14 protein-coding genes are annotated in these 11,816 nt (G+C 44.2%); 4 read left to right on the plus strand and 10 right to left on the minus strand.

Annotated features, from left to right (window positions below):
- Positions 1-28: 28 nt before the first annotated feature.
- Genes P404_RS0102800 through P404_RS0102810 form a run of 3 tightly spaced genes read right to left on the minus strand, consistent with a single transcriptional unit; the run spans position 29 to position 1,703 of the window.
- A complete protein-coding gene (locus P404_RS0102800) occupies positions 29-535 on the minus strand; it encodes a hypothetical protein (protein WP_026829918.1) in 507 nt (168 codons plus the stop codon).
- Complete coding sequence (locus tag P404_RS18005) at positions 535-1,158, minus strand: phosphatase PAP2 family protein (protein WP_051590454.1); 624 nt, start codon at positions 1,156-1,158, stop codon at positions 535-537. The genes P404_RS0102800 and P404_RS18005 overlap by 1 nt, the downstream gene beginning before the upstream one ends.
- Positions 1,158-1,703: a phosphatidylglycerophosphatase A family protein gene (locus P404_RS0102810; protein WP_026827879.1), complete on the minus strand. Its 546-nt coding sequence runs from the start codon at positions 1,701-1,703 to the stop codon at positions 1,158-1,160. The genes P404_RS18005 and P404_RS0102810 overlap by 1 nt, the downstream gene beginning before the upstream one ends.
- 145 nt (positions 1,704-1,848) lie before the next feature.
- Here P404_RS0102810 and P404_RS0102815 point away from each other — a divergent pair, with 145 nt between their 5' ends.
- Complete coding sequence (locus tag P404_RS0102815) at positions 1,849-2,361, plus strand: YjcG family protein (RefSeq protein WP_014970835.1); 513 nt, start codon at positions 1,849-1,851, stop codon at positions 2,359-2,361.
- 2 nt (positions 2,362-2,363) lie between these two features.
- On the opposite strand, the gene P404_RS0102820 is transcribed toward P404_RS0102815, so the two are convergent.
- Both P404_RS0102820 and fabI read right to left on the minus strand, forming a co-directional pair.
- On the minus strand, positions 2,364-2,567 hold the full coding sequence (locus P404_RS0102820; RefSeq protein ID WP_014970836.1) for a hypothetical protein: 204 nt from the start codon (positions 2,565-2,567) through the stop codon (positions 2,364-2,366).
- Positions 2,568-2,698: 131 nt separating this feature from the next.
- Complete coding sequence (gene fabI, locus P404_RS0102825) at positions 2,699-3,472, minus strand: enoyl-ACP reductase FabI (RefSeq protein ID WP_014970837.1); 774 nt, start codon at positions 3,470-3,472, stop codon at positions 2,699-2,701.
- Positions 3,473-3,616: 144 nt separating this feature from the next.
- Here fabI and P404_RS0102830 point away from each other — a divergent pair, with 144 nt between their 5' ends.
- A complete protein-coding gene (locus tag P404_RS0102830) occupies positions 3,617-4,786 on the plus strand; it encodes an FtsW/RodA/SpoVE family cell cycle protein (protein ID WP_014970838.1) in 1,170 nt (389 codons plus the stop codon).
- A gap of 45 nt (positions 4,787-4,831) precedes the next feature.
- On the opposite strand, the gene P404_RS0102835 is transcribed toward P404_RS0102830, so the two are convergent.
- Genes P404_RS0102835 through yjbM form a run of 3 tightly spaced genes read right to left on the minus strand, consistent with a single transcriptional unit; the run spans position 4,832 to position 7,192 of the window.
- Complete coding sequence (locus P404_RS0102835) at positions 4,832-5,710, minus strand: RluA family pseudouridine synthase (RefSeq protein ID WP_026829919.1); 879 nt, start codon at positions 5,708-5,710, stop codon at positions 4,832-4,834.
- Positions 5,711-5,727: 17 nt separating this feature from the next.
- Positions 5,728-6,531, minus strand: coding sequence for an NAD kinase (locus P404_RS0102840; RefSeq protein ID WP_014970840.1), 804 nt, complete (start codon positions 6,529-6,531; stop codon positions 5,728-5,730).
- Positions 6,532-6,541: 10 nt separating this feature from the next.
- Positions 6,542-7,192 carry a GTP diphosphokinase gene (gene yjbM / locus P404_RS0102845; protein ID WP_034774245.1) on the minus strand — a complete coding sequence of 217 codons (651 nt, stop codon included), beginning with the start codon at positions 7,190-7,192 and terminating at the stop codon, positions 6,542-6,544.
- Between the two features lie 105 nt (positions 7,193-7,297).
- On the opposite strand from yjbM, the gene P404_RS0102850 reads away from it, so the two are divergent.
- Positions 7,298-7,873: a CYTH domain-containing protein gene (locus tag P404_RS0102850; protein WP_026829920.1), complete on the plus strand. Its 576-nt coding sequence runs from the start codon at positions 7,298-7,300 to the stop codon at positions 7,871-7,873.
- A 127-nt stretch (positions 7,874-8,000) separates the two neighbouring features.
- Positions 8,001-8,756: a DsbA family protein gene (locus P404_RS0102855; protein ID WP_236624272.1), complete on the plus strand. Its 756-nt coding sequence runs from the start codon at positions 8,001-8,003 to the stop codon at positions 8,754-8,756.
- A 176-nt stretch (positions 8,757-8,932) separates the two neighbouring features.
- Here the strand turns inward: P404_RS0102855 and pepF are convergent, their stop codons facing one another.
- Together pepF and P404_RS0102865 are read right to left on the minus strand one after the other, a co-directional pair.
- On the minus strand, positions 8,933-10,735 hold the full coding sequence (gene pepF / locus P404_RS0102860) for an oligoendopeptidase F (RefSeq protein ID WP_014970844.1): 1,803 nt from the start codon (positions 10,733-10,735) through the stop codon (positions 8,933-8,935).
- Positions 10,736-10,740: 5 nt separating this feature from the next.
- Positions 10,741-11,808: a competence protein CoiA family protein gene (locus P404_RS0102865; RefSeq protein WP_026829921.1), complete on the minus strand. Its 1,068-nt coding sequence runs from the start codon at positions 11,806-11,808 to the stop codon at positions 10,741-10,743.
- Positions 11,809-11,816 lie beyond the last annotated feature (8 nt).

Consider the following 11,816-nt stretch of genomic DNA (forward strand, 5'->3'; position numbering starts at 1 on the left):
AAGAGGGGTTTTTGGATTATCATTTTTCCTAACGAGTAGCTTCAGCTTGAACGTCTTTAAACACGTCGTCGAGCATTTTAGCTTCGTCTGCTACATGATGGATTGTTTGATGCTTTCGATTTATTCGTTCGGTCCATGCTTCAGCTGGATAGACCGACCATGCTAAGTGCTCCACTTCTTCTAGATAACTTAAGATTGTATCCAAGGAAGTTGTTTGTTGCTGTTGTCGCAACCAGTTCGTATATCGTTTATCCGGTTTTCCATCTTTTAATAAAAGCTTGCCCTTCTCAAGGATTGCCCATTTCGGTTTCGCATCAATTTGAAACAATTCAAGCTGTTTGAATTGCTCCACTGTTCGGTTCGTAACAGGAATCACTTGGTTGATCTCCACTAATCGTTTCAGACGTAAATGCGCCCGCATCGTCATGAACCGTTTGTTTCCGTCCATCCGCTCGACGAGCAAGGTCGGTTGGTCCATCGTTTGCATCGTTGCTTCATCAAACAAAATACTAGTGTCAATATCAAGTAATAACATTAATTATAAATCTCCTTTTTTCGTCTCGGTGCTACGAAGGCATACGACAAGCTGAGGACGAAGGCAGCGAATAAAAAGCCTCCGAGCACATCAGAGAAGTAATGGACGTTCAAAATAATTCTTGAAGACCCCATTGCAAGAACCATCAAGGTACAGACTGTGCTGACGACAATCCGTCCTGTTCGACTTAAAAAGCGCCATGCAAGGACGATGAATCCTCCGTATACGGCAAATGCCATCGACGAGTGTCCACTTGGAAAGCTATAGCCAACGCCTCCTACCAAGTCATTAAGTGACGGACGATCTCTGACAAAAATTAATTTCACGACTTGATTTAACATACCTACAGATAGGCAGGTCACGAAATACCAAATACTCCCGATTTTATCACGCCAAATTAAGTAGCTCATAATCGCAAGGATGCTCGTGATCGTCACGGCTCCGACGCCTGATCCGATTTGAGTGAACCACGACACATAGCTCCCTGGGACGCGTTCTGCCATTTCATTAGATAATTGTGCATCAAACAAAAAGTAACCGGTCAGGCGAATTGATAACGCAATCGTTAAAAAAAGAACGAGTACGATTCCTGCGACGATTAATACCCGCTGATTTACTTTCATCAATACGTGCCCTTTCGCTGTTCCAGCTCTTCTGCCGAGTAGTCTTCCTTATCACGCAAACGGTGTGCCAGTCGTCCGGACGCATTCGCAGCAATTGCAGCGACGATATCGTCCATGAACGTGTTGACTCGACCGTCATCCACTTTTGTATCCAGTTCTTTAATGATGCCGATTTTTGCTTTATCCAGATACCCAAACGTCGTCACGGCAATTGATCCGTACGTGTTGACGGCACCGATTGCAATCGTCTCATCTACGCCAAACAGTCCTTCATCACTGCGGATGATTGATAGGAGGGGTTCAGATAACAACCCTTTTTCCGCTAAGATATCCAGTTCCGCTCCGACGAGGATTGCATGTTGGAGTTCACGTTTTTCAAGGACACGTTCGACTGAACTGACACACGTTTCAAGTGTTAATTCAATCGTATACGGAGCCTGCATCTGGTAGACGATTTCAGCAATCGCATGAATCGTTACCCCTCGTTCATGCAGTTTATCGATTGCTGCTTGTTTGACTTCTTTTGAATGTGCTTTTTCTTTCATGACAAAAACCACCTCTCTGACAAAGTTCTTCATAAGTATACACGGATTCCTATTCTCTCCTCAAACTTCTTTGACATCAAGCGGATAATCGGTCATGATTATCCTGTAAAGCGTTATCATTTCAGGGGAAAGTAGGGGATTTTCGATGAACATCGGGGTAGTTTTGTTTCCATCGAAACAGATTCAAGATTTTGCGAACTCATACCGGAAACGGTACGATTCCAAGTATGCGTTAATCACACCACACATTACGATGCGAGAGCGGATCAGTGTCGACGATGCCGAGCTCGAAACGATTGTTGCTGCACTCAACAGAGTAGCTGCGCAAACAAAACCAGTCTCCCTTCATATCCAAGGAGCACGTTCTTTCCATCCGACAAATAATGTCTTGTTCTTAAAAGTCATGCCGACGGATGAGCTGGAACAACTTCACCGAGCACTACATGCTGGTGATCTCGCGCATACACCAAAATATGACTTCTTGCCTCATATCACGATTGGACAAGATTTATCGGACGTCGAGTTATTTGATGTGCTCGAACGTCTAAAGATGGAAGATATCCGTTTCCAAGAAGATGTCACGAAAATGGCCCTTCTGTATGAACTGGACAACGGTTCATGGAGTGTATACGAAACTTTCCGTTTCACATCTCAATAACATCAAACTTCCCGGTCGAACGTGCGACCGGGAAGTTTTAATTCAGGCAATACGCCATAAGCATTTGCTTGTTCTTCTAATTCCTCATGATGCGGTTCTACGTATTTGATTGGGTTGATGCGAGCGACTGGTTCTGTTTTCCGCTCCAAATCGACTCTGACTTGACGATTTACATATTGTACAACCGTAAAATCTACTTGATACATATGACTTCCCTCCCCTTCATCTTCAGCTTGTTATTGTCTTATTCCCAAAATATCTTCAAGAAAAACAAAAAAACCAAGGTTTCCCCTGGCTTTAGCTGATAAGTTAAGATTTTAGAGTGAGTTAGATCTTATTATAGGATATGGAATCCGCTATCGACGTGAAGAATTTCACCTGTCACACCACTCGACATCTGCGAAAGTAAGAACAATCCACTTTGACCGATCTGCTCTGTCGTGACGTTTCGATGAAGAGGTGCACGTTCTTCGATGCTCTCAAGAATCGAATTGAAATCACCGACTCCTTTTGCAGAAACCGTCCGAACCGGACCTGCTGAAATCGCATTGACACGAACACCTTGTTTCCCGTACTCTGCTGCTAAGTAACGAACACTCGCATCAAGCGCTGCTTTAGCGACACCCATGACGTTATAATTCGGAACCATCTTTTCACCACCAAGATATGTCAACGTGATGACCGACGCATCTTCCGTGAAAAAGTCTTTTGCCGCTTTGACGACAGCTGTCAAACTAAACGCTGAAATATCAAGAGCTTGTGTAAACTGTTCGCGTGTCACGGATGAAAATTCGCCGCGTAAGGCTTCTTTGTCTGCAAACGCAATCGAATGTGCAATCCCGGAAATCTGCCCGTGATCCGCATGAATCGTCTGGAAGACCTGTTCGATTTCTTCGTCACTCGTGACATCACATGTATAATATGAAGCGGGACGTGATAACTCTTGCCCTAATTTTTCAAGTGGTGCCTTAAAACGTTCCCCGACATACGTAAACGCAAGACTTGCTCCTGCTGCGTCAAGTGCACGCGCAATGCCCCATGCGATTGATCGTTGATTGATGACACCCATTACAACATACGTCTTCCCCTCAAGTGAAGGATAAATATTCATTATGAGTTCCCCCTTAAATTAGTACCTGGTAATAACACCTATGTCTAGGTTACAAAAACGTAACGCTTCTGTCAACCATCGCTCTTGATATTGCGATTTTGATAAATTACGGTAATATAGAAAGAGACAGAAAGTAGGGATGGAATGAACCGTTTTAAATCATTTACACAACGTTATGATAACACATTGCTTTTTTTGCTCGGTTGTTTGATGGTCATCAGCGTTCTGGCGATCTACACCGCTCAACCGTTTTTGCAAGGAGCGATTAGTGAAATCAACTTTACCGCAAAACAAATTCAATGGTACGTGATCGGCTTCATCGCACTTTCCATCGTCATCCTCATCGATTACGAGCAACTGAAGCGGTTTCACTGGTACTTGTATGGCGCCGGCATCCTTTCCTTGATCGGTCTCGTCGTCTTACGGGGGACTCCTTTAGTCGCAAACATCAAAGGGGCTTATGGTTGGTATCAGTTTCCGGTCATCGGAACCGTTCAGCCGGCCGAATTCATGAAGTTTTTCCTGATCGTCACGCTAGCTGCGGTCATCTCGGAACACAATGCCCGTTACGTCCAACATGAACGTGATTTATTATTGCTGATCAAGATGGTCGCGATCACATTGCTTCCGTTAGCGTTGATCATCATTCAACCCGATTTAGGAATCGGATTGATTCTTTGCGTCATCTTAGCCTGCGCGATGTTACTTTCCGGATTAAACTGGAAATGGTTACTCGGTATGTTCGGCATATTTGCCGTTGCCATCGTCGGATTCTTTTATCTGTTTTATTTCCAAAATGATTTACTCGCAACATTTTTCCCTGGACACGCCATGAACCGAATCATGGCTTGGTTACAACCGTTTGAGTATGCAGATGACCTTTCCTACCAACTCGTTCAGTCGATTAATGCAATCGGTTCCGGACAGATGTTTGGTGTCGGATATGGGAAACTACAAGTTTCCGTACCAGAACTGCACACGGACTTTATCTTCACGGCCATCTCGGCCCACTATGGATTCATCGGAGCCGCTGTCGTCTTGATCATCTTGTTCTTATTCATCTATCGGTTGATTCAAATCGCACTCGAAACAGCCGATCCGTTTGGTACGTACATCGTGACGGGCTATGTCGCGATGTTTACATTCCAGATTTTCCAAAACATCGGGATGACGATGGGCGTTTTACCGATTACCGGTTTGCCACTTCCTTTCATCAGTTACGGAGGATCCACGATGATCGTCAACTTAGTTGGACTTGGTCTGATCATGGCGATTGCTTCTCAATCTCGTATTTCGATGTTTGATGAAGACTAATCAACAAAGAGTGAATTCCGATAGTTGGAATTCACTCTTTTTCGTTTACAGACGTAAATCATCCGGTAAAGGGGCTTCAAACCGCATTACCTCTCCTGTTCTCGGATGGGGAAACGACGCTGACGCACTGTGTAAGGCTTGCCGTGGAATCAAAGGTGTTCCTTTGTACATCGTATCGCCGACTAACGGATGACCAAGAGCCGCAAGGTGGACACGAATTTGATGGGTTCTCCCTGTCTCGAGTTTGATGGTCAGTTGAGACAATTCACGAGAAAAGGCAGACAGTGGTTCACTTGTTAAGATATGCGTGACGGCATGCTGACCATCTTCTCGAACCATTCGCTCCATGAACGAGTGATCGGTTTGTCCGATTGGAAGATTAATCGTTTGCGGCAGGATTTGTCCTTCAATCAACGCGATGTAACGTCGGTCAAGTAAACCCGTTTGTTGCATCTTACTTAATTGATGATGGGCAAGCGCATGTTTTGCAAAAACGACCAGTCCACTCGTGTCCCGGTCCAATCGATTGACGATATGAATCGCGTACGGTATCTGATGTTGTTGGTAATACCCAAGTACAAAATTCGAAAGTGACCGTTCCGGATGAAGGCGTGACGGTATCGATGCCATGCCCGGTGGTTTATTGACGATCAAGAGCCAATCATCTTCGAACAAAATTTCTAGTTCCCCGTTTGTCGCATGCATGTCAGGTGCCGGAGCTTCCTCTGGAAATCGGACGTGAATCCGGTCTCCCACATGAACGATTTCACTGACGATGACATGTTCGCCATTTCGTAGTATCTCACCATGATGCTTGATCGAAACAAGCATCTTCCTTGAAATATGCAGACGGGTCGTACAAAAATGACCGACACTCCACCCGTCTTGCTGCTTTGTGACTTGTTCTTCTAGTTGAAATGCCATAACGTTACCTCGTTTAGTTAACTTCCATCTTCTTCTAAAAATGATTCACGTACCCGTTGCCAAAATGGGAACGAGCGGAACCGTGCAAATTTCACTTTTTTATCGGAGACCCGACAGCGAATCGATGTGACGTTTTGATGGACGATCGATGCATAATGATCATACGTCAATTGAAAATCAATCGGATTGACGGGTCGAATTTCGACATCGTGATGTTTCGGCAACAACATCGGGGACCCGATCGTTCGATACACCCGGTTATTGATCGATGCCATCTCCGTAATTTGAATCGCCTCGAGTGCCGGGTGAACGATTGCTCCACCTAATGCTTTATTATATGCCGTTGAGCCGGACGGTGTGGAAATACATAGACCGTCTCCCCGAAACGTTTCAAAATACTCCCCACGAATCGATAAATCACATACAAGCGTCTGGTTAAAGCTTTTAATCGTACACTCATTCAATGCCAACAATTTATTCGTCGACCCGTCAGCATAGTCAATCGATAGTTCAAGTAACGGGTATTCGACAGTTGCAATATTGTTCGCTGCAATGTGTTGAATCAATTCGTCCATTTCTTCCGGTCGCCAGTCAGCATAAAAACCGAGGTGACCGGTATGGATCCCGACGAGTGTGATCTCTTCGACTTGATCTAAATAGGAATGGAAGGCTTGTAACATCGTCCCATCCCCACCGATTGAGATGACGATTTCCGGAGTAACGGTGTCTCGATGACTTCCCCGTTCAATTAACGCCTGTTCCAACTGTTCTTTTAGCATATGGGAACGTTCATCGCCCCGCGCTGTAACCGCAAAACGCATCGTCATCCTCCTACTCTTTTGATCGATTCTTCGCTTCGGTCGCTTCACGTTCGTGTAAGACGACTTGAGCATCTTGTATCTCAACCTTCAATTGGCTCATCTCCGCATCAAGTAAAAAAGCCGCTTCAGCTGCGCGCCGCAACCGTTCTCTTGTTTCTTCCGGAATATTACCTTGGTACTTATAGTTTAGCGAGTGTTCGATCGTCGCCCAAAAATTCATCGCCAGTGTCCGGATTTGAATCTCGACGAGCGTCGGAATTTCTCCTTCAATCGTTTGGACCGGATAGGCGATGATGATGTGGTACGAACGATACCCACTTTCCTTTTTTTGCGTTATATAGTTTCGTTCTTCGACGATCTTGAAGTCGCCCCGTGAACGCAACAATTCTAAAACATGGATGATGTCATCTACGAATTGGCACATGATTCGCAGACCGGCGATATCTTGCATATCTTGTTCCAGTAGCTCGATATCAATTGCTTTTCGTTCTGCTTTTTGTAAGATGCTTTTTACAGGTTTGACACGTCCTGTGACAAATTCAATCGGTGAATGTTCCCCACGTTGTTGAAATTGTTTTCGAATGGCTTTTAATTTTACTTTCAGTTCATCCACTGCGATTTGATAAGGTGCGAGAAATAAGTCCCAATTTTCTTTTGTCATCGTCATTGTCACCACTTTTAATCTAAATTGTTAGTTCGATTCGTTCCACTACACCATTCATGGTATCATATTTTCAAGCATTCAACTAGAAAGGTGTGGTCACAAATGAGACAAGAAATGGAAATTGAATTTAAAAATCTTTTAATCGAAACGGAATACCAACGATTGATGGAACGGTATAACACATCTGGATCATCCGTTTGGCAGGCAAACGATTATTTTGATACCCCGACATTCGAACTTCGGAGTCACGGTGCCGCGCTACGCATCCGTGAAAAAAAATCAGGTCTCGTCTTGACCTTAAAAGAACCGAAAGACGATGGATTACTGGAAACCCACGTTACCCTGTCGGAAACAGAAGCCGAAGACTTATTTCAATATGGTCTCATCCATTCGAATGCAATGAAACAACAATTAGAGAAATTTAATTTGACGACTTCCCTTGAACATTTAGGTCGTTTAGAAACAGAGCGGTTCGAGAAACAACTCGACACCGGACTGCTCGTCTTAGATAAAAGCCGCTACTTAGGCGTGACCGATTATGAACTTGAATTTGAAGTAACCGACTATACGACAGGCAAACAAGCTTTTCATGAATTGCTTGAATCGAATGGGATTCCTACGCGTGAAACCAAAAATAAAATCGTCCGTTTCATGGACCTTAAAGCGCTTACACGTTAATCGTGTAGAAATGTACAAGCAAAACCTTTGCTCTTTCTTTTTTTTCGTTGCTAAAATAGGGTAACGATATTAATAGAAAAGGGGTGAACGGATGGAACACGAACAATGCAACGGATCATATTGTTCATTGGACGAACCATCAATTCAACAACCGACGAAACCACTAGAAATTTATCATTTTCTAGACGTCACACAAACGGATGGTTTACGGTTGATTCCCGTTCTCAAGAAATTAGAATTAGAATACGGTCATTTATTCCGTCTTCGGACGATCGCGACGATTCCCTGTGCCCCTTCACGATCAGCATGTGACATGTCACCACTGTTGATTTTAAAAGCGATTGAGTTACAAGGAAAAACATTCGGCATGCGTTTTATGCGCCGGTTGCGCATGTTGCATAATGTCGAAGGTGAAAGTGCCTATTCACGTGCCTCTCTGATGCGTTTAGCGGAAGCCTTAACCGAATTTGGTCTGGATTTAGCGGAATTCCATCGTGACATCGAATCAGATACCATCCAATTGATGCTCGAAAAAGAAACGGAGCTCGTTACGGATTGGGATGTACGTATTCTCCCGACACTTGCTTTTGTTGGGGATGAGGAAGCGATTAAGGCGGAAGGCCATTATGAATATTTGATTTATGTATCGATTCTGAATGAATTGTTAGAACAACCGTTTGAGAAGCAGGCAAAACCTCCTCTCGAACAGTTCTTGAGACGGTATGATACAGCAACGACTTCTGAAATTGCCTTCATTTATGATGCAACAGAAGCTCAAGTGGAACATGAGTTAAAAAAATTAATGCTTCAGCAAAAATGTGTGTCCCTCACGTACTGTGATGGTAAAGTATGGCGTCATTTAAAAGACTCTGCCCATGCTTAACCTAAAAAAAGCCGTTTCCGCGATTAAGAACTCGCGAAAACGGCTTTTTTTATTGTTTATGACCACTGGATGGGGGAAAAAGAGAACCATCAGGGGAATGTGATTCTCTTCACATTCTTAGTATAAACCGACCGTTCTATTTTATCCAGCACTTTGTTCAAAAATTCACAAATTCGTCATTCTCCAAGTAACGCTTCGAATTCATCTAACACCCGCTCAAATTGGCGAAGAGCTGCTTCGACTGGGGCTTTTGTCGTCATATCGACTCCAGCCGCTTTTAAGACCTCAATCGGATAATCACTTGACCCTGCTTTTAGGAAATTGTTGATGTAACGTTCAACAGCAGGCTGTCCTTCTTCTAGAATTTGTGATGTCAATGCGGCAGCGGCAGAGATGCCGGTCGCATATTGGTACACGTAATAGTTGTAGTAGAAATGCGGGATCCGCGCCCACTCTAAACCAATTTCTTCGTCTAGTACGATGCCATCACCAAAATATGTCTGATTGAGCGCATAATACGTTTTCGTCAAGAATTCTGGAGTCAATGCTTGTCCAAGACGTGCTGCTTCATGAATCTGATGTTCAAATTCAGCAAACATCGTCTGACGGAACAGCGTACCACGGAACGTTTCCAATTGGTTGTTCAATAGATAAAGTTTCTCATTTTTATCCGTAACACGTTTCAATAAATAATCATTTAAGAGTGCTTCATTTGTCGTAGAAGCCACTTCTGCCACGAAAATCGAGTAGTCTCCATACGCATATGGTTGGTTCTGACGTGTATAGTAACTATGAACGGAATGACCAAACTCATGTGCCAATGTAAACAAGTTGTTGACATTGTCTTGCCAGTTCATCAAGATGAACGGTTGCGTATCGTAAGCTCCTGACGAGTATGCGCCACTCCGTTTACCACGTGTTTCACGTACATCGACCCATCGTTTCGCAAGGCCATCCTCTAGAATATGCTTATATTCAGCGCCTAACGGGGCTAGACCGTCCACCATCAATTGTTTGGCTTCCTCATATGTGACCTTCATCTCGACTTCACTGACGAGTGGTGTATACATATCATAAACATGCAACTCATCCAGACCTAAAATCCGTTTCCGTAAGGCCACGTAACGATGCAGTAATGGCAAATGCTCATGGACCGCTTCGATCAAACCATCATAAACTTGTTCAGGAATCGTATTTCCGTGTAACGCTGATTCGCGTGCTGTTTTGAAATGACGGACTTCTGCATAGAAGTTATCTTTTTTAATGGATCCTGCTAACGTCGAAGCCAAAGTATTCGTATACTGACCGTACGTACTATACATCGCTTTAAATGCCGCTTCACGGACGGAACGATCCTTCGACTCCATGAACGTGATGAATCGCCCGTGTGTCAATTCTGTCTCTATTCCATCTTCTCCCTTGATTTTCGGGAACTTCATGTCAGCATTGTTGAGCATACCAAACGTCGTTCCTGATTGACCCAGTACTTCTCCCGCTTTTGCGAGAATCGCTTCTTCCGCTTCCGACAGGACATGCTCACGTTCTCGGTTCAGTTCGTCAAACGCATGACGATAGAGCGCAAGATCAGGATTTTTGTCTAGATACGAAGCAATCGTTTCTTCCGGGACTTCTAACAACTCCGGTGTCATGAAGGCTAACGTGGCACCGATTTGAGAAGCAAGTGTCCGAGCCCGATCATTCATCGCTTGATAAAAGCTATCCGCTGTATTCTCATCGTAACGCATGTGGGCGTATGTATAGAGCTTATGCAGACGTCTTGAAATCTCATCTCGTAATTGTAACCCTTCGAACAAAATTGTATCTGTCTGTGCAAGACGTCCTTTGTACTCGACGAGTAACGGTAACATCGCTTTGACCGATTCAAAGTCCTCTTCCCATGCTTCGTTCGTTTCGTAAATGGATTCTAAGTTCCACGTTTCTTTGACATTGACATCACTTCGTGTTAATACTTCTGCCATTTTAATCACTCCTTTACTTCATTTATACCTGTTTCCCTTTCGACAAACAAACGAAGCGCACCTGCTAACTTTTGATCTTCTGCCAAACGAACCGCCAAATCAGAAGGACGATCTTCTAAAGCTTCCGGAAGACAAAGGTGAATATATCGTAAGCTGACTGTCCACTCCTGAACAAGACGCTTCAATCGATTCTTGTCAGATCGAATGCGGCATACATGAAAGCAGTTTTCCAGAAAAAGAGTCAGTCGCTCGGTTGAATAGTGTCCGTTCAAATGAACGTAGGCGGCAATCTGAAGCTCAAACGGATGTACTTGGAGTGACGTCAAGGAAGACAAAGGTAAAAAGCAGTAGGACGGTAACGTAGAGACACAAAGATGTGCGCGATACATGGGAAGATGCAGAAAGGAACGAGGAAACGAAGAAAAAAAGGGACGCATCCGATAATTTTTGATCAACGTAGACCATAATCGTTCCGGGAACTTGCGGGGAGGAACATGTGGTGTTAAAAATTGTTGGCAGGTTAAAGGCACTTGTTGACAGAGTACGACTCGTCTGGAAAATGGTAGCGGATTCGTATACCGGACAATCCGTCCCTTCTCGATTACGTCCATGTAACCATGGACTGCAAAGGCTTCTTTCATCCATCCGTCTAGCTTAAGGAATGGCCCTTCCTTCTCACGAAAACCAATCCACCGGACTTCATATCCGTTGTCTGAATCAATCATCAACCTTCTTATCCATTCATCGCCTGTCATCTTCGAACGTTGGATTTCAATTCCAATCGCACCCGGCTGTAATAACAAATCAAATCGGCGTCGCCCGCGAATCGCTTCCAGTTCGACATCAAAATCCAGTTGTTCAAAATAACTCGCCAACCGTTTTTTCCAAGCGGCATGTTCGGACGACTCTCCTGTACATGCGGTCAAGTGGACAAAATGAAGCCGTTTATTCCCTTGCCGCACACGAAGTCGTGTCCGGCAATAAGGGCAAAACAGCTTTTTTGTCACTAACGTGTCCATCGTCTCCAGTTGACTATTGATACGGTTTCCTTGCTCATCGATTGCTTCAAACATCTTTAGCC

The organism is Exiguobacterium antarcticum DSM 14480 (assembly GCF_000685865.1).
GTDB classification, from domain to species: domain Bacteria; phylum Bacillota; class Bacilli; order Exiguobacteriales; family Exiguobacteriaceae; genus Exiguobacterium_A; species Exiguobacterium_A antarcticum.

What these genes read in the sequence shown, in the direction of transcription:
- P404_RS0102800 (WP_026829918.1), bottom strand. Translation starts at nt 535, where the DNA reads ATGTTATTACTTGATATTGACACTAGTATTTTGTTTGATGAAGCAACG.
- P404_RS18005 (WP_051590454.1), bottom strand. Translation starts at nt 1,158, where the DNA reads ATGAAAGTAAATCAGCGGGTATTAATCGTCGCAGGAATCGTACTCGTT.
- P404_RS0102810 (WP_026827879.1), bottom strand. Translation starts at nt 1,703, where the DNA reads ATGAAAGAAAAAGCACATTCAAAAGAAGTCAAACAAGCAGCAATCGAT.
- P404_RS0102815 (WP_014970835.1), top strand. Translation starts at nt 1,849, where the DNA reads ATGAACATCGGGGTAGTTTTGTTTCCATCGAAACAGATTCAAGATTTT.
- P404_RS0102820 (WP_014970836.1), bottom strand. Translation starts at nt 2,567, where the DNA reads ATGTATCAAGTAGATTTTACGGTTGTACAATATGTAAATCGTCAAGTC.
- fabI (WP_014970837.1), bottom strand. Translation starts at nt 3,472, where the DNA reads ATGAATATTTATCCTTCACTTGAGGGGAAGACGTATGTTGTAATGGGT.
- P404_RS0102830 (WP_014970838.1), top strand. Translation starts at nt 3,617, where the DNA reads ATGAACCGTTTTAAATCATTTACACAACGTTATGATAACACATTGCTT.
- P404_RS0102835 (WP_026829919.1), bottom strand. Translation starts at nt 5,710, where the DNA reads ATGGCATTTCAACTAGAAGAACAAGTCACAAAGCAGCAAGACGGGTGG.
- P404_RS0102840 (WP_014970840.1), bottom strand. Translation starts at nt 6,531, where the DNA reads ATGCGTTTTGCGGTTACAGCGCGGGGCGATGAACGTTCCCATATGCTA.
- yjbM (WP_034774245.1), bottom strand. Translation starts at nt 7,192, where the DNA reads ATGACAAAAGAAAATTGGGACTTATTTCTCGCACCTTATCAAATCGCA.
- P404_RS0102850 (WP_026829920.1), top strand. Translation starts at nt 7,298, where the DNA reads ATGAGACAAGAAATGGAAATTGAATTTAAAAATCTTTTAATCGAAACG.
- pepF (WP_014970844.1), bottom strand. Translation starts at nt 10,735, where the DNA reads ATGGCAGAAGTATTAACACGAAGTGATGTCAATGTCAAAGAAACGTGG.
- P404_RS0102865 (WP_026829921.1), bottom strand. Translation starts at nt 11,808, where the DNA reads ATGTTTGAAGCAATCGATGAGCAAGGAAACCGTATCAATAGTCAACTG.